The organism is Virgibacillus kekensis, assembly GCF_042654125.1.
GTDB lineage: Bacteria > Bacillota > Bacilli > Bacillales > Amphibacillaceae > Lentibacillus > Lentibacillus kekensis.
The window spans coordinates 81,751-103,040 of sequence record NZ_JBHSFU010000002.1; the positions used below are offsets into that span (position 1 = coordinate 81,751).

Annotated in this window: 22 protein-coding genes and 1 rRNA gene; 14 read left to right on the forward strand and 9 right to left on the reverse strand. The window is 41.5% G+C overall.

The window, feature by feature from the left end:
- Positions 1 to 146: 146 nt before the first annotated feature.
- Positions 147 to 1,046, reverse strand: coding sequence for a TIGR01777 family oxidoreductase (locus tag ACFO3D_RS01215; protein ID WP_390292757.1), 900 nt, complete (start codon positions 1,044 to 1,046; stop codon positions 147 to 149).
- A gap of 125 nt (positions 1,047 to 1,171) precedes the next feature.
- On the opposite strand from ACFO3D_RS01215, the gene recX reads away from it, so the two are divergent.
- Positions 1,172 to 1,984, forward strand: coding sequence for a recombination regulator RecX (gene recX / locus ACFO3D_RS01220; RefSeq protein WP_390292759.1), 813 nt, complete (start codon positions 1,172 to 1,174; stop codon positions 1,982 to 1,984).
- 43 nt (positions 1,985 to 2,027) lie between these two features.
- On the opposite strand, the gene ACFO3D_RS01225 is transcribed toward recX, so the two are convergent.
- Positions 2,028 to 2,687 carry an SDR family NAD(P)-dependent oxidoreductase gene (locus ACFO3D_RS01225; protein ID WP_390292760.1) on the reverse strand — a complete coding sequence of 220 codons (660 nt, stop codon included), beginning with the start codon at positions 2,685 to 2,687 and terminating at the stop codon, positions 2,028 to 2,030.
- A gap of 113 nt (positions 2,688 to 2,800) precedes the next feature.
- Between ACFO3D_RS01225 and ACFO3D_RS01230 the strand changes: the two genes are divergently transcribed.
- The gene (locus tag ACFO3D_RS01230; protein WP_390292761.1) at positions 2,801 to 3,139 is read left to right on the forward strand and encodes a YfhH family protein; all 339 of its coding nucleotides are present in this window, start codon (positions 2,801 to 2,803) and stop codon (positions 3,137 to 3,139) included.
- A gap of 569 nt (positions 3,140 to 3,708) precedes the next feature.
- Here the strand turns inward: ACFO3D_RS01230 and ACFO3D_RS01235 are convergent.
- Entirely contained in the window at positions 3,709 to 4,689 is a 981-nt protein-coding gene (locus ACFO3D_RS01235; RefSeq protein WP_390292762.1) for a metal-dependent hydrolase, read from the reverse strand.
- Positions 4,690 to 4,814: 125 nt separating this feature from the next.
- On the opposite strand from ACFO3D_RS01235, the gene mutY reads away from it, so the two are divergent.
- The 4 genes from mutY (at position 4,815) to ACFO3D_RS01255 (ending at position 8,889) form a co-directional block, all read left to right on the forward strand.
- A complete protein-coding gene (mutY, locus tag ACFO3D_RS01240; RefSeq protein WP_390292763.1) occupies positions 4,815 to 5,888 on the forward strand; it encodes an A/G-specific adenine glycosylase in 1,074 nt (357 codons plus the stop codon).
- Between the two features lie 188 nt (positions 5,889 to 6,076).
- On the forward strand, positions 6,077 to 6,250 hold the full coding sequence (locus tag ACFO3D_RS01245) for a gamma-type small acid-soluble spore protein (protein WP_390292764.1): 174 nt from the start codon (positions 6,077 to 6,079) through the stop codon (positions 6,248 to 6,250).
- Between the two features lie 139 nt (positions 6,251 to 6,389).
- On the forward strand, positions 6,390 to 6,917 hold the full coding sequence (ntdP, locus tag ACFO3D_RS01250) for a nucleoside tri-diphosphate phosphatase (RefSeq protein WP_390292765.1): 528 nt from the start codon (positions 6,390 to 6,392) through the stop codon (positions 6,915 to 6,917).
- 205 nt (positions 6,918 to 7,122) lie between these two features.
- Entirely contained in the window at positions 7,123 to 8,889 is a 1,767-nt protein-coding gene (locus ACFO3D_RS01255) for an ABC transporter ATP-binding protein (RefSeq protein ID WP_390292766.1), read from the forward strand.
- A gap of 331 nt (positions 8,890 to 9,220) precedes the next feature.
- On the opposite strand, the gene ACFO3D_RS01260 is transcribed toward ACFO3D_RS01255, so the two are convergent.
- The 5 genes from ACFO3D_RS01260 to ACFO3D_RS01280 form a co-directional block, all read right to left on the reverse strand.
- The gene (locus tag ACFO3D_RS01260; RefSeq protein WP_390292767.1) at positions 9,221 to 10,519 is read right to left on the reverse strand and encodes a glutamate-1-semialdehyde 2,1-aminomutase; all 1,299 of its coding nucleotides are present in this window, start codon (positions 10,517 to 10,519) and stop codon (positions 9,221 to 9,223) included.
- Between the two features lie 16 nt (positions 10,520 to 10,535).
- Positions 10,536 to 12,452, reverse strand: a complete 1,917-nt coding sequence (locus ACFO3D_RS01265) for an FtsX-like permease family protein (RefSeq protein WP_390292768.1) — start codon at positions 12,450 to 12,452, stop codon at positions 10,536 to 10,538.
- Entirely contained in the window at positions 12,427 to 13,203 is a 777-nt protein-coding gene (locus ACFO3D_RS01270; RefSeq protein ID WP_390292769.1) for an ABC transporter ATP-binding protein, read from the reverse strand. The genes ACFO3D_RS01265 and ACFO3D_RS01270 overlap by 26 nt, the downstream gene beginning before the upstream one ends.
- Positions 13,204 to 13,301: 98 nt before the next feature.
- Complete coding sequence (locus tag ACFO3D_RS01275; protein ID WP_390292770.1) at positions 13,302 to 14,300, reverse strand: sensor histidine kinase; 999 nt, start codon at positions 14,298 to 14,300, stop codon at positions 13,302 to 13,304.
- Positions 14,297 to 14,998: a response regulator transcription factor gene (locus ACFO3D_RS01280; RefSeq protein ID WP_390292771.1), complete on the reverse strand. Its 702-nt coding sequence runs from the start codon at positions 14,996 to 14,998 to the stop codon at positions 14,297 to 14,299. The genes ACFO3D_RS01275 and ACFO3D_RS01280 overlap by 4 nt, the downstream gene beginning before the upstream one ends.
- Before the next feature lie 113 nt (positions 14,999 to 15,111).
- Between ACFO3D_RS01280 and ACFO3D_RS01285 the strand changes: the two genes are divergently transcribed.
- The 6 genes from ACFO3D_RS01285 (at position 15,112) to perR (ending at position 19,062) form a co-directional block, all read left to right on the forward strand.
- A complete protein-coding gene (locus ACFO3D_RS01285) occupies positions 15,112 to 15,552 on the forward strand; it encodes a potassium channel family protein (protein ID WP_390292772.1) in 441 nt (146 codons plus the stop codon).
- Between the two features lie 45 nt (positions 15,553 to 15,597).
- Positions 15,598 to 16,065 carry a thioredoxin-dependent thiol peroxidase gene (gene bcp / locus ACFO3D_RS01290; RefSeq protein WP_390292773.1) on the forward strand — a complete coding sequence of 156 codons (468 nt, stop codon included), beginning with the start codon at positions 15,598 to 15,600 and terminating at the stop codon, positions 16,063 to 16,065.
- Positions 16,066 to 16,199: 134 nt separating this feature from the next.
- Positions 16,200 to 16,862, forward strand: coding sequence for a sugar transferase (locus ACFO3D_RS01295; protein WP_390292774.1), 663 nt, complete (start codon positions 16,200 to 16,202; stop codon positions 16,860 to 16,862).
- 54 nt (positions 16,863 to 16,916) lie between these two features.
- A complete protein-coding gene (locus ACFO3D_RS01300; RefSeq protein WP_390292781.1) occupies positions 16,917 to 17,873 on the forward strand; it encodes a D-2-hydroxyacid dehydrogenase in 957 nt (318 codons plus the stop codon).
- Positions 17,874 to 17,876: 3 nt separating this feature from the next.
- Positions 17,877 to 18,431, forward strand: a complete 555-nt coding sequence (locus ACFO3D_RS01305; protein WP_390292775.1) for a cob(I)yrinic acid a,c-diamide adenosyltransferase — start codon at positions 17,877 to 17,879, stop codon at positions 18,429 to 18,431.
- A gap of 181 nt (positions 18,432 to 18,612) precedes the next feature.
- A complete protein-coding gene (gene perR / locus ACFO3D_RS01310; protein WP_390292776.1) occupies positions 18,613 to 19,062 on the forward strand; it encodes a peroxide-responsive transcriptional repressor PerR in 450 nt (149 codons plus the stop codon).
- 201 nt (positions 19,063 to 19,263) lie between these two features.
- Here the strand turns inward: perR and ACFO3D_RS01315 are convergent, their stop codons facing one another.
- On the reverse strand, positions 19,264 to 19,656 hold the full coding sequence (locus ACFO3D_RS01315; protein ID WP_390292777.1) for a YgzB family protein: 393 nt from the start codon (positions 19,654 to 19,656) through the stop codon (positions 19,264 to 19,266).
- Between the two features lie 129 nt (positions 19,657 to 19,785).
- On the opposite strand from ACFO3D_RS01315, the gene ACFO3D_RS01320 reads away from it, so the two are divergent.
- Together ACFO3D_RS01320 and ACFO3D_RS01325 are read left to right on the forward strand one after the other, a co-directional pair.
- Positions 19,786 to 20,655 (forward strand): nucleotidyltransferase-like protein, encoded by an 870-nt coding sequence (locus ACFO3D_RS01320; RefSeq protein WP_390292778.1) that lies wholly within the window; start codon positions 19,786 to 19,788, stop codon positions 20,653 to 20,655.
- A 483-nt stretch (positions 20,656 to 21,138) separates the two neighbouring features.
- Positions 21,139 to 21,290, forward strand: a 16S ribosomal RNA gene (locus ACFO3D_RS01325); the annotation flags it as partial.

The following is a 21,290-nucleotide window of genomic DNA, read 5'->3' on the forward strand; positions in this document are numbered from 1 at the left end:
CCTATTTAATCCAGTCTATGCACTGAATTACAATCAGTTCCGGTACCTCAATAAGACGTATCTCCGTTCCTAATTTGCTATTTATATTTTACAATCATTCAGAAGAAAAGGGAATGATTTTTTAACACAAATTTACGACAAATTTTTCACGCCTTAGTACGTTCCGTTTCCTCCAGTGCAGCTCTAAGATTAGGATAGGTGAATTGGTAGTTACTGTCCAAAACTTTCTTCGGTAACACAAACTGCCCTTTTGTAATCAGCATACTCATTTCCCCGATAATAGTCCTGATTAAAGGAGCCGGAGTGGGGAGCCAGTACGGGCGGTTCAGCGCATCAGCGAGTATTTTTGTGAAATCCTTGTTCCGTTTTGGATGTGGCGCCGTTACATTCACAGGTCCACTGATATGGTCATTAAACAAACAGAACTGGATAAGCTGCACCACATCATAAATGTGGACCCACGACAACCATTGCTGTCCATTCCCGATTTTGCCGCCAGCAAACAGTTTGACCGGAAGTTTCATGTAGGGAAGTGCTCCTTCATTTCCAAGAATAACCCCAAAGCGGGTATAGATAGTTCGTATCCCCATTTGCTCGGCTTGGCTTGCTGCTTTCTCCCAGTCAACTGCAACCTTGGCCAGAAAGTCTTTACCAGGTTCGGTAGTTCTTTCGGTATATATTAGGTCCTCTGATGTACCATAGAAGCCTACCGCTGATCCACTAATGAATACATCAGGTTTTCTATCCATTTTTTGAATCATATCAATCAGTTTTTGTGTCGTATTTATCCTGCTGGAGAGGAGGGTCTCTTTTTTCTTTCGGGTCCAGTAACCAAATAATGAATCACCAGCTAGATTAACAACTCCTTGGATGGGTGGAAGGTTTGATATTTCCTGGTCGTCGTATCCAATATGGGAAACTCTTTCGGTGTCATTGTGCTTATCTGGGGAGCGGGTCAATATGTATACATGATGGTCTTTGGCGGTTAGTTCTTTTGTAAGATGGCTGCCGACAAAACCGGTACCACCTGTAATCAGGATATTCATTATCATCACTCCAATTGAGCTTGTCTATTATAGTCTATTCTCTTTTAACAAATTTAGTATACCGGCGTCCAGATGGTGATTGGACTTCATTATTCTGCTAAAATTAGGGGGAAGGGGTGAGATACGTGACAAAGATTTCCCGAATCACCACGCAAAAAAGACGAAAAGACCGGTATAATATCTTTCTCGACAACGGTAATGGCGAAGAATACGGCTTTAGTGTGGATGAAGCAGTTCTTATTGAATTCGGACTCCGAAAGAACATGGAGCTAGACGATTCAATGATTACCACACTCATCAAGAAAGATACATTGCATAAGTCCTATACCCTGGCAATAAACTTTTTAAGCTACAGGATGCGGACAAAAAAGGAAATTTACGATTACCTGGAAAAAAAGGAAGTTGACCAGGAACATATCAATAAAATTATGAAAAAGCTTGAAGACGAGGGACTGATTGATGATAATCAGTTTGCCGAGGCATTCGTCCGGACCAGAATTCATACAACAAGTAAAGGGCCATTACTGGTAAAAAAAGAGCTGATGGAAAAAGGAGTTTCCAAATCGATTGCTGAAGAAGCGGTTGATCTTTATAATTACGAAACGCAATTTAAGAAGGCTATGAAATGGGTGAAGAAAAAACTCAATTCCAGCAAGAACAATTCTTTTCAAAAACAGCTTCAGCAATTGCAGGGAACATTGATGCAAAAGGGATTTACCCAGGATGTCATTAAAGATGTTATTAACGAAGCAAGATATGAAAAGGATGACGATGTGGAATGGGATGCACTTTATGTTCAAGGTGAGAAGCTGCTCCGTAAAAACCGGAAAAAATATGAGGGCTTTGAACTCAGGCAAAAAATGAAGGAAGCATTATACAGAAAGGGATTTGCAATCGACCTCATCAATAAGTTTCTTGACGAGGAGCTTGAGGTTTAAATAGACAGAGACAAAACTGCCTCTGTCTATCGAATTCCACTTGTTATTTGTCGATGATAATTTCTTTTCTTCCATCATCTTCATTAAAAATCTGTTCAGCTACCACTTCAGGACCCTTTAGCCCAGATGGATCAGTAACATGCGAAGATTCTTTCCAGAACGGGGTGTTCATACCTCCCATGTACACTGCCGTAATAGAAATTGATTCGTTTTCCCATTCCTTCTGAAGACTCTCTGTAAATCCCTTTACGGCAAACTTACTTGCACAATAGATGGATTCATTGACTTTGCCGCGCAGACCAGCTGTCGAAATGATGTTCAGGATCCGGCCGCTGCTCTTCCTGACTAACGGGAGGACAGACTGCACTGTCAGGATAGTACCTTTAATATTGGTGTTCAGCGTATTCTCAATTTCCTCCAAAGTATAATCCTCGACAGGGCCAAAAATACCGATTCCCGCGTTATTGATAAATGCATCCAGCTGACCAATCTGCTGAAAGGCGATACTTACAGAAGCTTGTTCACGGACATCGCATAACACAACTTCGGCTTGTCCGCCGTTTTGGATAATACTATTCTGTACGAAATGAAGTTTTGTATCATCCCGTCCGAGCAAGAAAACTTTATAATCATTTTGCGCATATTTTAGTGCTAGGGCACGGCCAAGTCCGCTCCCGGCACCAGTAATCGCAATTGTACGCATATGTAATCCTCCTTAGGAAACCTGTGCTGCAAATCGAAAAAAGCAGGTATGTTTATTTCCATTTTCCTAAACTATTGATAAAATGTAAACTGATAGGAAAGGGAGTATGCGAAATGGACTACCGATATAGTGACTATTCAATAGAGCAGTTGCGTGAGGAAGTAGGAAGGCTGAAGGAAAAGGCACAGAAAGCAGAGCAGCTTGGAAATATAAGCGAAGTTGCTATCAACGAGCGAAAACTTCAAGTGGCCATGGCCTATATGCTAAACCCTGAAGATTTTCAAGCGAACGATATTCATGAATTGAGCGGCGATCCTGGTCACACGTTTAAAATAAATTATATAAACGGCGTTTTTGCATGGGGGCATCGGATTAACCTGCTGAATGAACAATATGAAAAAGAAGAAGCAATCCCTATTTCACTTCTGGGAGATAAAGTCGAAGAAAAATAAGGCTCTTGCTCTTTAAACCACGCAGTTGATATAAACTGCGACATAGCTAGCTATGTTGATTTCCGCTTCGCGCAGTCGCTTTCCGCGGGCAACGCTTCAACTTCCTCGGAAGAAGACCACTTCCTGCGGGATTTTCAGCTGTTGCTTTTCCCGCAGGAGTCGACTACCCTACGCTCCAATCAACGCCAAGTTAGCGAAGGAGATAGAAGAGGATTAGTGCAAGGCCGTTGGAGCATGCTCAAACCCTTATTAATTATGGACCTGAAGTGTAAGCAATACCGTAGACTCCCGTGGAACAACGAGCCAAAGAGATCTCGCAGCGAGGGATTTTTGCGAACGAGGAGGCTCTTGGTGAGTCCAACGGCAAAGGAAACACTGTGAAAACTTTAGCTTGAACAGATGTTGGACTTGCACCTGGAGTGGTGAAAGCGAAGTGTATTGCTGAAGCTATTGCCTAACATTTCCTAAATTCACTACTTCGCATTTTATAATTTTTCTGTCACAAATAACAGTTATTTTAAAACTGCCAAAAATAAACAACAGCCCGGGTAAGCGGGCTGTTGTTTATGTTAAATATTATCGATGCCAAGTTTATTCTGAAGTTTTTGCTCAGAAAATATCCAACCGGTGTATGACGTCATGATTCGCATATTATCATCAATTTGCACAACCGCGACGAATGGATAGTATTCATCTGACCGGTAGCGAAGATCAATAAATCGTACTTCGGTGAAATCATCATAATAACTGAGCTCCCATCGGTAAACAGGGGAGAATGACAAAAATGCCGCGATGTTCTTATCTTCCTTTGCCTTATGCATTAGTTCGTCATCAGGCAAAGGAACCTTGTTGAACTCATCAATAATTTCAATATGTCCATGCTCGACCGCACCTACGTAAAATTTATCAGGTGTTGTGATAGCGACCCGCCAGTAATTTTGCTTAATAGTTGGTGATGTTGCAATTTCCACTGTATCTGGATAATATTCGTGAATTTTTTTGGCAATCTCGCGCTTTTCTATATAACGCTTGATATAATACATAAATACCACGACATAAACGATTATCCATGTATAAGCAGGATTTGCGCCCAGTAGCCATGCAAATATTCCGGCTACATGAAGACCGAAAATGTACGGGTCAAACGTATTGATGAATCCGTATGCAACCCACCGGTTTGAAAATGGCCTGAATGCCTGGGTTCCATATGCATTAGGGATATCGACAAGTACGTGAATTATAACCGCGAGAGCAGTCCACGCCCATAAATGGAGGAAACTCACGCTAGGGACAACTGCGTGGATTATTCCAGCGAGCAAAATTCCCCATGCAATAACTGCTGGGATAGAGTGGGTTGCACCGCGATGATGACGAATATATACAGCATTGTTTTTTAGTTTTAATATAGTATCAAAGTCAGGAGCGTGCGAACCTGCAATCGTCCCGACCATGACTGCATTGAACAGTAATGGATCACTTTGCACAGCCGGATCCAGCGTTGCCAGGCCGCCTAGTGCAACGCCCATTGTAATATGAGTGCCGGTATCCATAGGTTTAATGTCCTCCTTAGACAGTTTCATGGTAGCACAATTTTTTTACTTTAATAATAAGTATGTTGCAAATCAGAAGGCAAATTTACCTGCTAGTCGATTTTAACATAAAAGGATGTAACTTCATGTCTGATAAAACTTTAGAAAATTTTGATACCAATGCATTCCAGCAAAGTCTACTGGAATGGTATCAGTCAAATAAACGTGATCTCCCATGGCGTAAAGATCAGGATCCCTATAAAGTATGGGTATCCGAAATTATGTTACAGCAAACTAAAGTCGATACCGTTATCCCTTATTTTCAGCGTTTTATCACAAAGTATCCAACTTTAAATGATTTAGCTGATGCTGATCAGCAGGAAGTGTTGAAAACATGGGAAGGTCTTGGATACTATTCCCGGGCTCGTAACCTGCAAAACGCTGTGCGGGAGGTCGTTACTGAATATGGCGGCGAGGTGCCGTCTAATCCAAAAGAGCTGGGTTCGCTAAAAGGGGTCGGCCCGTATACTAAAGGGGCTATTCTTTCAATTGCCTTTAACCAGCCGGAACCAGCCGTTGATGGGAATGTGATGCGTGTTTTATCTCGCGTTTTAAAAATTGACGATGATATTGCCCAACCTAAAACGAAAAAGAAATTTGAACAAATTGTCAGCAAACTGATTTCTGTCGAAGATCCCTCATCGTTTAACCAAGGAATTATGGAGCTTGGGGCCCTGGTATGCACACCAAAATCTCCAATGTGTATGCTTTGTCCTGTGCAGGAATACTGCCGAGCTTTTGCTGATGGGGTTGAGGAAGATTTGCCAAATAAATCAAAAGCCAAAAAGCAGAAGACAAAGCCCTATGTAGCACTTCTAATTCGAAATCAGAACGATCAATTCGTTATTGAAAAGCGGTCGGAAAATGGATTGCTCGCATACATGTGGCAATTCCCCATGGTACCGGTTGATGAAATAGGATTGGAACATATCGAAAACTGGTTTCAGATGGAATATGGAATAAACATCACCCTGGGGAAAAAGCAAGGAAAACTCAAGCATGTTTTTTCTCATATTATTTGGCAACTCGACATCTATGAAGCCGTCACAAATAATATTTTGGCGGATGATGACCGACTAATCTTAGTTGATCGTAAAGAAATGGATCAATATCCTTTTCCGGTATCCCATCAGAAAATGATGAAATATTTCGATAGGTAGTCCTTAATATAACTATATGATTAATAAATGAAAAATGTGGATTTGATAAGGAAAATAGACACTTGTCCTGTATAAGAAAGGTATTTAGCATTCATCTCTGTTATCCAGTAATTACCAATTGTTATCTGATTTTTTTTCGGATAACAACCTTCATAATGGAGAAATTAATTACTGCGGAGGTGATACTGATGGCTAAACAACAACCTAACAAATCAGCTGCTGGCACAAACGTTCAGAAAGTAAGACAGCAGAACCAACAGTCTAAACAAGGACAAGGTCAGTTTGGTACTGAATTTGCATCTGAAACAAATGCACAAGAAGTTAAGCGTCAAAACCAGAAATCTCAGCAAAACAAAAAATAACGTACCATCCCCCGATGTAAAAGAGCTTCCTGCCTCAGGGAGCTCTTTTTACGTTGTGCTAAAAACTCGGTTTGCTTTATATCTGTAATTTTTGTCCGTATAATGGAAGGACAAACTTACTTGGGAAAGGAGAGCAATAATGGCCGGTCCGGATGCAGGCTCAACAATACAGATACAAAGTTATAAGCACGACGGAAAGATCCACCGAATTTGGGAAGACAGTCTTGTACTAAAGGCAACCGATACAGTAGTGATTGTGGCTAATGATAAGGCACTGGTAAAAGAAAGTGACGGACGGACGTGGATAACCCGCGAGCCTGCCATTTGTTATTTTCATTCAAGATATTGGTTCAACATAATAAGTATGCTCCGAAATGATGGGATATACTATTACTGCAATATCAGCTCGCCGTTTGTATACGATGAAGAGGCGCTTAAGTATATCGATTATGATTTGGACGTTAAAGTTTATCCCGATATGACATATGTAATTCTTGACGAAGATGAATATGACGAACATAAAAAGTTAATGAACTATCCACGGGTTCTCGATCGTATTCTGCATAATAATATGGAATTTTTGCTTAGGCTGGTAAGGCAGCGAAAAGGTCCCTTTTCGGCTGATTTCGTGGATCAGTGGTATGAACGATATCTCACATATCGTTAGGCAGTCCAATTGATTATAGTAGTTGTAAGCCTTATAATGCTTTAAGTGTCGAAACGTTATCCCTGTTGGTGATGCTACAGGGATTTTTTGTACTATCAGAAATTATTAATTTCTATGGAAAATAGTATAAGAAAAACTTCGACACTCGTAATAGACGAGACGAATGTCGAGTTTTTCTAAATTTATCAGTAAGGAATTGAAGCAGATGAGCAGTGTTAAACAATATTTAGCTTTTGTAAAACCATATAAATGGAAAATCCTGTGGACCGTACTTATTGGGATCGTCAAATTTGCCATACCGCTTTTAATGCCATTAATTCTGAAATATGTTATTGATAACATTATAAACGAAGAAGACATGACAGATGCAGCAAAAATCAACGAACTTTTCTGGCTGATGGGTATCGCTTTTCTTATTTTCCTTGTAATGCGTCCGCCAATAGAATATGTTCGACAATACTTGGCGCAGTGGATAGGCAATAAAATCCTTTATGATATAAGGGATCGGCTGTTTGATCACATACAAAAACTTAGCCTTAAATTCTATTCCAAGACAAAAACCGGGGAAATTATTTCCCGGGTAATACATGATGTCGAACAAACTAAAACTTTTGTGATTACTGGACTAATGAATATTTGGCTCGACATGATTACCATTTTAATTGCAATTGGAATTATGATGTCGATGGATGTTTGGCTGACCCTTGTGTCGATAATGCTTTTCCCTTTTTATGGATTCTCGGTAAAATACTTTTATGCCAAATTGAGGCGGTTGACCAGAGATCGTTCCCAGTCTCTTGCGGAAGTACAAGGGCACTTGCATGAGCGGGTGCAGGGCATTCCGGTTACTCGTAGTTTTGCTCTCGAAGAGTATGAGCAGGATCAATTTGACGAGCGTAATGAAAATTTTCTGCAGAAAGCTCTCAACCATACTGACTGGAATGCCAAGACGTTTGCAGTGATGAATACAATCACTGACCTTGCTCCATTATTGGTAATTGCCTATGCTGGGTACCAGGTAATTAATGGAGCCTTGTCAATGGGTACGATGGTCGCATTTGTAGGATACATGGAGCGCGTATACAGTCCATTACGGCGGCTTGTAAGTTCATCCACCGTGTTGACCCAGTCAATTGCATCTATTGACCGGGTATTTGAATTCCTGAACGAGAAGTATGATGTAACTGATAAAAAGAACGCGAAAGAGCTCGGTCGTGTGGAAGGAAGAATAGATATCGAGAATGTTTCCTTTCATTATGATGAAGCAGAAGAGGAGGTGCTGAAAAGTGTCTCCCTTAATGTGAAGCAGGGTGAAACCATTGCCTTTGTTGGAATGAGTGGGGGAGGAAAATCAACATTAATCAGTCTGATTCCAAGGTTTTACGATGTGACAGCAGGGTCGATAAAGGTTGACGGAATCGATATTCGCGATGTAAAGGCACGCTCACTCCGCGACAACATCGGAATGGTGCTCCAAGATAATACTTTATTCAGCGAATCAATTGCGATGAATATCAGGATGGGGAACCCACATGCAACTGACGAAGAGGTTGTTGCGGCCGCGAAAGCCGCTAATGCCCACGACTTTATTGAGGGACTGGCGTACGGTTACGACACGCTTGTCGGTGAACGTGGCGTCAAGCTTTCCGGCGGGCAAAAACAGCGGATTGCCATTGCACGGGTATTTCTTAAAAACCCTCCAATCCTAATTTTTGACGAAGCGACCTCAGCACTGGACTTGGAAAGTGAGCATATTATCCAGGAGGCTGTCGAACGACTTGCATCCGACCGGACAACATTTATTGTAGCCCACCGGCTTGCAACAATTACGCATGCTGACCGGATTGTTGTAATCGAGGATGGAGAAATAAAGGAAATTGGTTCGCATGCAGAACTAATGAAACGTAAAGGAAGTTATTATAATCTTTATCAAGTCCAAAACCTTGATAATCATGAATATATGGAAACCTGATTTATTCAGGGTGGAACTCCCTCACTGGTGCAGTGAGGGAGTGTTTTGTTCAAGAAGACAAGTTTCCGTTCTGAACTCATTTGGTCCATTTAAAGAGGCTAGGATAAAAGTGTATAAGTAACATAAAATTCGAACACTAGATCCAGACGAAGGATAAATTCTTTTTACATAAAAAAATAGGTCCCCTGTCCGGTTAAGCTGTTTAGCGGACACCAGAGCCCTTAAGCTAAATGGTAGCTCGTTTTGGATAATCCATAGTAAATAAGGGCTCGTATGTCCGCTTAAAAAGTAAAACCATGTTTTTAGTGGAAATAAGGTAATCTGTGTCCGCTTAGAATTTCTCAGCCATCTTTTTAAACGCATTGCCAACTGCATCAACCGTCGTATCAATGTCAGCTTCCGTATGTTCGGTGGTCAGGAACCATGCTTCATACTTGGATGGCGCAAGATTGATACCTTGTTCAATCATCAGACGGAAAAATTGTGCGAATGCTTCACCGTCACTTTCTTCTGCTTGGTCATAGTTGGTTACCTTTGTATCACCAAAGTAAACAGTCAAGGCGCCACATAACCTGTTTACAGAAATTGGAACCCCTGCATCTGCAGCTTTTACCACGATACCTTTTTCCAAGCGAGCCCCCAGCTTATCTAACCGGTCATACACGCCGTCTTGTTGTAAAACTTCAAGACAAGCTATTCCAGCTGCCATGGATGCCGGATTTCCGGCCATTGTTCCTGCTTGGTACGCCGGTCCAAGTGGCGCAACCTGCTCCATGATGTCCTGACGGCCGCCATACGCTCCGATTGGTAGGCCGCCACCAATAATTTTACCCATTGCCGTCATGTCCGGCTCGATATTATAGACTTGCTGTGCACTTCCGTAAGTAAACCGGAATGCAGTGATTACTTCATCATAAATAACCAATGCTCCCGCATCATGGGTAATATCATTGACTGCCTGAAGGAAACCTTGGTGTGGTTCGACTATACCAAAGTTACCGACGATCGGTTCCACCAGAACTGCAGCAATCTGATCGCCCCAGCGGTCCATGGCAGTTTTGAATGCCTCAAGGTCATTAAATGGAACGGTAATCACGTCAGCAGCAACAGCTTTAGGGATTCCCGCCGAATCGGGTGTTCCGAGTGTTGCAGGTCCGGATCCCGCCTGAACAAGTACCGAATCGAAATGACCATGATAGCAACCGGCAAACTTAATTATTTTAGTGCGGCCGGTATATGCCCGGGCAACCCGGACTGTCGTCATAACAGCTTCAGTTCCGGAGTTTACAAAACGTACCTTTTCAAGTGACGGAATCGCTTCCTTAAGCATTTTTGCAAATTTATTTTCCAGTTTAGTTGGTGTACCATAAAGGACTCCGTTATTTGCCGCACGTGTTATGGCTTCGGCAATATGCGGATGACCATGTCCTGTAATAATTGGTCCGTACGCTGCCAGGTAATCGATATACTTGTTACCATCCACGTCCCAAAAATAAGCACCTCTGGCACGGTCCATATAGACAGGAGCCCCGCCGCCAACCGCTTTATAGGCACGTGATGGCGAGTTTACCCCACCTACTATATGGTCCAGTGCTTCTTCGTGCAGTTCTTTCGATTGTGAAAAATCCATTAAAATGCCTCCCAGATTACATAACTTTTTTCAGCTTGGCAGTGTATATATTCCGGATGAAAATAAAATTGACCAGTTGGACCACGAAATAGCACGCTATAATTAATACAGTTGGCAACAGAATGGAAGATGCCAGCATGTTCTGCAGGGAACGGAACGCGAATCCTGCATGAATTACTGCAACTATGAACGGAATTATAAACATTAGACCAAGCTGGACAGTTGCAATTTTTTTCATCTCTTTATCCGTAAAGCCGATTCGGTACAGGGAATGAAAATGTTCGAGATCCTTATCAATATTCTGGTACATCCGAAAGTATAAGATTGACCCTGCTGCCAAAAAGAATAGAACACTTATAAATATACCAAAAAAGAATGTATAGGACATAGATTCCTTATATTGAACGTAGAAATTGGCACTGGAATCGGGAAAAGCTTTTTTTCTGTCAACGTGTGCAAGGCTTTCTGTTATTTCCTCGGAATAAGAAGGCCAGTCGGGTACATTCATCGCATAATACTGGAGAAGTTCACCAGACTCGGCAGACTTATAGAATGAATTATATAGATGATCAGAAACAACCACAGCATCACCGGCATAGGGGTTAGGATTTATTGCAGTCAGTTCAATTTCCAGGTCGACGGTGGCCTGCTTACTTTTCGAACTAAGGGTCATTTTATCCGGCAGGTCCTGATAAAACTGCATTTCAATATCCTGTGCCAGGATAGCAGCCTCATTTTCCTCAACCGTAAATACAACGTTTCGATCTTGTAAGGAAGCAAGTTTCTTATAATCTGAGTACGCGTAAATCGTATACGTCGAATCGTTCAACGTTGTACCATCTGATTCACCATTAACTTTAACTCCTGTAATCTGACTATCCTCAAAAGGGATGTTTCTGTTTTTAAACTGTTGCCTCAATTCTTCAACAGCCTGGCTGAATCCTTTGCCATCTTCCACATCGGTGCTGAAGAGAGTCACATCCTGTGGTAGAAAACGCTCTGCTTCCTCCTCGATACCCTGATACAGCCCATAAAGGACGCCAGATGAAGTGAATGCAACAGCGCTCAGTATCGTTACGAAAAACAGCAGCCGGGCATTATCCCGCATTTTGAATGCCAAATCAGACACGGTAAGCATATTTGAACCCTTAAAATAATAGCTTTTGTTCTTCTTTATGATGCTGATTACTGCGACACTGAATTGGGTAAAAAGGAAATAGGTGCCCGGGATTACGAGAAGGAGAATTGGAATCATCCGAAAAAAAATACTCGTAATATCTGCAGTGTAAGCCATATAGTAAGCTATACCAATGGCCGCTATAGAAAGCAGGCTGACAATCCAGGAGAATCCGGGGAGCTTCTTTGGTTTTTTGGCACCGCGGAAGACCTCCATAATTGAGTTGGTTCTAAGAGTCCATACCACTGCAAGTGTATTCAGCTCAAACATAATGAAGAATAGCCCTACTGTCAGACCGATTGCTTTCCAGGATAAATAGAATGACAGGATTTCTTCTGTTCCAAGAATTGCTGAAAACACCATAAGAAATAACTTCATCAATAATGTACCGAGCAATAGGCCAGCCCCGATGGAAATCACACCGATTATGGTATTTTCCAAAAGAAGCATTCTGTTTAGCTGTGGTTTGCTGATACCAAGGGTTGTCAATATTCCGTATTCTTTTAACCTTGATTTTATAAAAGCGCCTGTTGAATAAAGCACAAAAAGGAATGAGAAACAGTATATAATAACCTCACTGACAATAATTCCCTGTTGGACATTTGCCCGGAACTCATTGTCGGTAATGTCGGGGTGGAAAATAACTGCGGCATATATGAAAAATATCGCTACAGCAAAGGTACAGCTTAGAAAATAACTCAGATACTGTCTGGTATTACGTTTTACATTATTAAAAGCGAACTGAGTGAAGGTCATCAGTATTCCCTCCCAACAGTGACTGGACATTCAATATATCCTGGAAAAATGCCTGGCGGTTGTCTCCGCGGTGAATCTCATTAAACAATTTGCCATCTTTTATGAAAATAACCCGCTGACAGAAACTGGCCGCAAATGGATCGTGTGTAACCATGATGGTTGTCGTCCGGCGTTCTTTTTGCATTGTGCTGAGTGACTGCATAACCTGGCCGGAAGATTTGGAGTCAAGGTTACCGGTTGGTTCATCAGCAAAGATTATCGTCGGATCATGGATAATTGCCCTTGCAATTGACGCACGCTGCATCTGCCCTCCGGAAATCTCGAATGTCCGTTTATCGAGAATCTTATCGATTCCAAGCTGTTTGGCGACGGTGACAAGCTTCTTTTCCATCTCTTTCACTTCTTCTCCTTGCAATGTGAGTGGCAGGAGGATATTTTCACCAACTGTCAGCGTATCAAGCAGATTATAATCCTGGAAAATAAATCCCATTTCCGAACGGCGGAATTTGGCAAGCTTGTTTTTGGCCAGACCTGTGACCTCTGTGCCATTAATAGTGATATTTCCAGAGGTGGGTTTATCGATAGTCGCGAGCAAATTCAATAAGGTGGTTTTCCCGCTTCCTGAAGGACCCATAATCCCGATGAATTCTCCCTTGGTGACATTGAATGTAAACTCATCAAGCGCCTGGTACTGGACGCCTCGTTTGCTTCCGTATATTTTAGATAGGTTGTTCGCTTGTAAAACAGTCATGTGAACTGCTCCTTTCATTAATAACATTACTGTCATAAAGTCTACGGAATTACCGCCAAGTCGACCATCGATTTTCCTTTCAAAGTAAAAAAGAAACCTTACAAATTGGTAAGGTTTGTGTTGAATCGGAGGGTTACTTCTGTCCCTTTATTCGCTGCCGACTGAACAGTGATATTATAATCAAGTCTTTCACAGATCTGATGTGCCAAATAGAGTCCCATTCCGGTGGACTCGCGGAACTTCCGGCCATTCAGACCAGTGAAGAAGGGGTCAAATACACGGGAGAGGTCCTGGAAGGGTATACCACATCCAGTGTCGCGGATTGTCAGGGTAACCGACTTTTCCTGTTGCTCTCCGGTAAAATATATTTTTTCCGAATTGGGATTTGAATATTTAATTGCATTGGAAATCAGCTGATTGATTACGAAGCGGATCCATTTTGGGTCGGTAGCCACTTCACAGTTTTCCTCAATGGTGACTTCGGGAAAAATGCTGTTGCGGATAAAACTTGATTTGAAGTCCTGTATCGATTCCCGCACCAGCTGCTTCAGAGACAACCTCTGGACGTGGAAGTCACGGTCAAATTTCTGCAGCCGTGACAAATAAAGTGCCTGATCCAGACCCTGCTCGAGCTTCTCGATTTCCTCCTGCATACTGTGAAATACATTTTCTGGCAGGTTCATTCGCTCTTTTTGTAAAGTCAGGTCCATTACAGATACCGGCGTCTTCATCTGATGCACCCACTGCTGGATAAAATTAAACTCCAACTCTTTCTCGGTCTGTAATGCATTAATTTCCTGCTGATATTGCTGGTGATCATTTTCAAGAAGCTGCTGGACATTCGCAAGCATCCGGTTTGGCGGTTCAGGAAAGTATGTATTTTGCCGTTTTACATAGAAGTCACGGAATTTCAGGTAACGGTATGTCAGAAAGATTACCAGGAAGCTTGAAGCAAGAAGCAGCATATAAGAAATTACTTCCACGCTCACAGTGCCCCCGGTATTAAGGAGAACAAGCTGACTGATAATTACCATCAGGATAATTTGTGAAAAGTAAAACATGATAAACGGCCGGCTGTCGCTCAGAAAATCCTTCATGCTAGTTCACTCCATGTGTTCACCATTTTATAGCCGGCTCCCCGTACAGTTTGGATACAGTCAAAGATTCCGATCTGCTCCAGTTTTTTTCTCAGCCGTGTAACATTGACCGATAATGTATTGTCATCGACAAAGGTTTCATCATCCCAAAGGATTTCCAGAAGATACGTACGTGATAAAACGTTGTTCAGTCGGTGAACAAAGGCTCTTAAAAGAATAAACTCATTCTTTGTCAGTACTGAGGTCTGTCCCTTCCACGAAACCTCCATTGCGGTTAAATATAGTTGCAGACCGTCGAGTTCCATAGACTCAGATTGATTGGGGGCAGCATATTCACCATAAATGCGCCTGATCAGACCTTTTATTTTCGCTTGTACCACGTCAAAGTCAAACGGCTTTGTAATATAGTCATCGCCGCCATTTTCAATTGCCATGACCTGGTCCATTCCACTATCCCTCGCCGATATGAAGATAATCGGGCAATTGGAGATGCTACGGATTTGTCGGCACCAGTAAAATCCATCAAAACGCGGCAGATTTATATCCAACAGAACCAAATGTGGCTCTATCGCTTTAAATTCATCGATAATTTTATCAAACGACGCGACAGTAGTAACTTCATACTCATATTTTTCCAGATAATCCTTCAGCAGTCCTGCGATTTTCGGGTCATCTTCGATTAGGTAGATTCGTTTCAATTGAAAACCAATCCTTTCCTGATAATAGTTATATACTATCGTATTGATTACTAAAAATAAATGACTATTCCTCCGGTGGCCAAGCATATAATGTTTTCGAGTGGGGGGTAGTTATGGACATCATTCCAGCAATAATTGTTTTTATAATTTGCAGTATTGTTGTTGTGAGTATTATTGATTTCATTCGTGGTGGCGGTCGCAAAAAAGTTATGGAAATGCGTGAGACAAGGTTCTCTGTTGAGATTTTTTATACACTGCTTGTCATTTACCTGATTGTGATTATCGGATTTGGCCTAATTTATTTCACATTGTCAATTAATAATATACTGCTAGTTGAGAACGGGGAACTTCGCCATGTAAGTGTTGCCGGATCGATTATCCATTCCCTGTACTTTAGTGGGGTGACCCTTCTGACCATTGGGTATGGGGACATAACACCAATAGGGATTGGTCGTTTCATTGCGCTCGTACAGGCCCTGCTTGGATATGTTCTGCCTACCGCTTTTGTGCTAAGGCTCGTTCAAACAAACCATGAAAATAGAGACAGTCAGTAGGATATGCTATAGTTAACGTAGAGAGACTTATTTGGAGGGATTTGAATGAGCGTAGAACCAGGGAAGAAAGCACCGGATTTTACTCTGGCGAATCAGGACGGAGACGAGGTAAGCCTGTCAGATTTTAAAGGAAAACATGTCGTTCTATATTTCTATCCGAAAGACATGACACCAGGGTGTACTACAGAAGCGTGTGATTTCAGGGATGCCCAGGAAAGCTTCAGCGAATTAGATGCCGTTATTCTTGGTGTAAGTCCGGACCCGGCCTCCCGACATCAGAAATTCATCGAGAAACACGACCTTCCATTTCAGCTGCTTGCCGACGAAGATCATAAAGTAGCCGAAGATTACGGAGTCTGGAAACTTAAGAAAAACTTTGGAAAAGAATACTACGGTATCGAGCGATCAACCTTTATTATTGATAAAGAGGGAGTCCTGCAAAAAGAATTCCGTAAAGTCAAAGTTAAAGGCCATGTAGAAGAAGCACTGGAATTTATCCGGGAAAATAGTTAAAAATCCAGACAGCCTATCGATGAATGGGCTGTCTGTTTTATTACAGATATATAATAATTGGCGGTCTATGTTATACAGGCTTCTTTTGCCGAATAAAATGTAGGGATTACATTCTAAAGAAAGAGGTGTGTAAGATGGAAATCCGCCAAAGTATCCGATCCAAAGCAGATTTAGGTAAGCATGACACCTTGTATACCATAACCAAACGTGTCGCCGATATCGTCATAAGTTCCGCTGCTCTTCTTATTATGTCACCACTGTTTATTGTAGTTAGTTACCGGATTTTAAAAAGGGATGGAAAACCAGTCTTTGAGAAGGAGACTGTGGCAGGGAAGAGGAACCGGCTTTATACTATATGGCGATTCAGAACGATGACGATACCATCAAAAGTAATCCGGTCATTGCCGCCGCACCCCTTTCCAGAAGAGTGGTCGAATGGAGTGCCAGATTCTTTTCATTTTAAAAGGAGTGCAGCACAAACAGTTACGTTTTCTGGAAAGTGGATTAAAAAATACCGTCTGGAAAACCTGCCCGCACTCTACAACGTTCTTAAAGGGGATATGAGTCTTGTTGGTCCGGAGCCGGAAATTGCAGAAGTGGTGGATCATTATAATAAGCACCAGGCAGTCCGACTCATGGTTAAGCCAGGGATCACCGGGTTTGCCCAAGTGAATGGGAGTACAAACCTGAACCATACTCAGAAAATACGGGATGATTTATTTTATATCGAAAAAAGATCCATTAAATTTGATTTAATTATCTTTTCCCGTGCAATCAGACAAATTTTCAAACAATAGCAATTTATAAAAAAAACGTTTACTATAAGGGTAAGAGAAATGGACAGGGAGGAAATGGACTTGATTGTACTATCTTCAGCAAAACTATCCAACAAACATCGTGTAAAGCTTACTGAAACATATGCTGATGTCTCCTTTATTTTTTGTGAAAATATGGACGAGTCCAAACAGTATATTGACACAGCAGAAGTATTGATTACGTATGGGGAGGATCTTACTCCAGAACTAATTGGCAAAGCTGAAAATATGAAATGGATCATGGTTATCTCAGCCGGAGTGGAAAAAATGCCGTTTGAAGCAATTCAAGAAAAGGGGATATTAGTAACCAATGCCAGGGGTATCCATAAAACGCCAATGGCTGAATATGCTATCTCTATGCTGCTGCAGGTATATCGGCAAGGCAAAGAATTAATGAAAGATGAGGCTGAGCGAAACTGGAAGCGAACCGTCCGTATCAATGAAATTTCAGGCAGAACTATGCTTATCGTGGGTGCCGGGGCAATAGGCGGTGAAGTGGCGAGGCTGGCCAAAGCTTTTAATATGAAGGTTTACGGAATTTCTAGAAGTGGTACTCCAAGGGAATATTTCGATGAAAACTATACAAAATCGGAAATGGAGAGCGTTCTTTCTCAAGCTGACTTTGTGGTATCTGTTTTACCGAGCACGACGGATACAAAAGGGTTTTTTACCTATGAACACTTCCAGTTGATGCCGGATCATGCGGTATTTCTGAATATGGGCAGAGGGGACGCTGTCAGCGAGGAGGATATTCTGCGGGCAGTCAATGAACAGGAAATTGCCCATGCGGTACTTGATGTCTTTGAGACAGAACCATTGCCGGAAGACCACCCATTCTGGGAAGCCGAGAACGTTACCGTTACACCGCATTTATCGGGAAAATCCTCCAAGTATGTGACCAGAGCACTCGATATATTTGAGGAGAATTTACGCACCTTTTTGAATGAGGGCGGTCAATATATAAACCAAATCGATATAAGCAGGGGGTATTAACATATGCGAATCTACACCCGAAAAGGTGACAAAGGTACAACATCACTGGTTTATGGACAACGGGTACCCAAGAATGATATCCGTGTCGAGGCCTATGGAACGTGTGATGAAGCGAACTCCATGATTGGACTGGCTTTAAGCTTTCTTGATAAGGAAGACTGGACGGGGAAGCAGGACTTTTTGGAAAAAATGCACCGGGTACAGACGATTTTATTCCATGCGGGGGCCGAACTTGCTACGCCCAGTGACAAGGAAGTTGCGTGGAAGTTGAAAAAAGAGCATATCCAGGAGCTCGAGGACCAAATTGATAAATGGGATAAAGAACTTGATCCCCTTCGAAACTTCATCCTCCCATCAGGACACAACTGCTCAAGTGCATTGCATACAGCTAGAACAGTAACCCGCAGAGCGGAGCGGGCAGCAGTTGCTATGGGAGAAGATGCTAATCCACTGGTGGTGTCCTATCTGAACCGGCTCTCCGACTTTTTATTCGTAGCAGCCAGGTACGTAAACAAGAATCTCGGTGGAGAAGAACTTCCATTGAAAGCTGATGTTTAAAAAAATGAGAAACAGGCGATTACCTTGAAATGGAATCGCTTGTTTTGTTTTTTCGGGGAATAATATTTATAAACGCTCAATATACTTATATTGACAGAAGACTGTAGAACCGGTTACACTAATTATAAGAATTATAATATAAGAATATTATTAGACTCGAATAAATTTGAAAGTGGGGTGCATGACGGTGTCTGACAAAAAATTACGTGAAGCAATTAACACCTTAAAAGACTCTGGCGTACGGATTACACCACAGCGTCATGCGGTTCTTGAGTACCTTCTTAACTCGATGGTTCACCCGACAGCTGATGAAATTTATAAAGCGCTTGAAGGGAAATTCCCGAATATGAGTGTTGCTACAGTTTATAATAACCTGCGGGTACTGCGGGAAATCGGGCTTGTACGTGAACTTACGTATGGAGATGCATCAAGCCGATTTGACTGTAATACAAGTGAACATTACCACATTATCTGCGATGATTGCGGTAAAATAGTTGATTTTCATTATCCGACCCTGCATGAAGTTGAATCTTTGGCAGAACAGGTAACTGGTTTTGATATAAGCCATCATCGGATGGAGATTTACGGCAAATGTGAAGACTGTCAGCAGGTTGAAACACAAAAACACTAATAATGTAAGAATCCGGCTATCCAGTGAAGGATATCCGGATTTTTTTATAGGTTTTAAAAATATATAAATTGCCTCATAAGTGGTGGGGAAGCCGTATTATGTGAATTGGTCGCGCTGGCCATCCAGCCTATAGTTGTTAAGAGCGCTTGAGCTTTTGCATTTATGGAAACAAAAAACCCGCCATCATGACGGGTCTGCAAGTTACTTATTATTTTTAGCTTTCCGCTTAAGTTCTTTGCGGTATTCTTTGGTATTATACTTTTCGTCGAATTCTTTGCCTTCCAGATCTTTATCAAGGGTAAGGGGTTGTTTGCAATGCATACAGGCATCGACCCGGCCCAGCATTTTTGTGGGCTTTTCACAGTTAGGACAAACAATCGGAACAGCTCTTGTGGACAATAATCCAATCCAGAAATACACTACACAACTGAAAACTACAAATAATACACCTATAACGAATAAGGTTGCCATCAACCATTCAATTTTTTTTGTCAGAATACCTCCATACATAAAGGCAAAACCAATAAAAATTTGTATCAGGGCAAATGATCTTATTTTATTTATTTTACTTGAATAGACTAATTGTTGCGCCATGGTTGTCCTCCTTATATATTACAATGGTAGTATAGCATATTTTATTTCATTTTTTGATTCTGAAAAAAGGATTTCACAAAACTATAACGAAATATATATAGAATTCGAATTTAATGGAGGACCTACTATATGGAAGATTTATTACGGCCGATTTACCAGGAGCGGGCAGGAGATGCCAATACACTGGGAATCGTTATAATAGAAAAAACTAAACCGAATAGCCCTGTGACTGATAATTTCGATGTGATTCTGCTTATTATTGTAAAGGAAAATGAAAATGCTTGGCAGGAAAAGCATTATGAATTTGATGACAAGACTGCAGCAATGCATACTGTAACGGAAAAATTGCTGATGGAATGGATTGATACAAGTGGATACAGAAAAGCTATAGAATGGATAGTCAATGGGAAGGTTCTTTTTGACCGTAACGAATATATTTCCCAATTAAAGGAGCAGCTCAGGGAATTTCCAGTAGAAAAAAGAGATCTTCGAAAAGCGATGGAGTTTGGCAAGTTGGTTAAGAGTTACAGTGAAGTGAAAGATCTGTATGCTCTAAAGCAATATAAGGATTCATATAGCAGAATGGTTAACTGTCTACACTATCTGGCGAGACTTGCGGTTATAGAAAAGGGTTATTATCCCGAGGTAACTTTATGGACCCAGGTGAAGCAAATAGATCCGGAGGTATATAAACTTTACGATGAGTTAACCCAAAGCAATGAAGCTATAGATGAGCGTGTTCATTTGATGATAATAGCAGTAGACTTTGCCATTAGCACCAGAGCGAACGTGTCTGCAAAACACCTGTTGGATATCATGAAAGCCAAGGCTGAGGCATGGTCGTATGGAGAATTGAAACAGAACAAGAAAGTGGAACCATATAAACTTGACCTAACAGCCATACTTGGATTTCTGACTGAAAAGGGATTATTATCAGCGGAAAGAATCGAGACAAAGGGAAAAGGTGTATATCAAAGGAAATATCGTGTAAAAAAGTAAATGGCAATTCACCAGGCAAAAATTAAAGCTTCATATTGAAAAGATGGCCGAAAAGCTTCAGTGGCATTTAAGCTGAAGCTTTTCTACGGTCGATATATTATTTAAAAAAAGGGTTTGACTTTAATAAGTAACCATGGTACATTTAATTCCGTCGCAAAAAACCGGACAGGTTTTGGACCGACAAAATTTCATAGATTTTCTTCTTGCTAAAAAGAAAAAATCATGATAAATTAATAAACGCTGCTTGAGACGCAGTAAGCATTTTTCAAAAAGATGAACAAAAAAGTTGTTGACATCAACCTTGAAAAATGATATATTAATAAAGTCGCCAATTTGAGAGCGGCATTGAAATTTGATCCTTGAAAACTGAACAAAACAACCAGTATGTCAAGAAGACAGGAAAAGCATTTATTGCTTTTCCCTGAATTCTATTTTTAAAAGCTAAGACATTATATGATTGATTGGTGTCAATCATATCAAACTTTTTTGGAGAGTTTGATCTTGGCTCAGGACGAACGCTGGCGGCGTGCCTAATACATGCAAGTCGAGCGCGGGAAGCAGGCTGAACCCTTCGGGGTGACGCCTGTGGAACGAGCGGCGGACGGGTGAGTAACACGTGGGCAACCTGCCTGTAA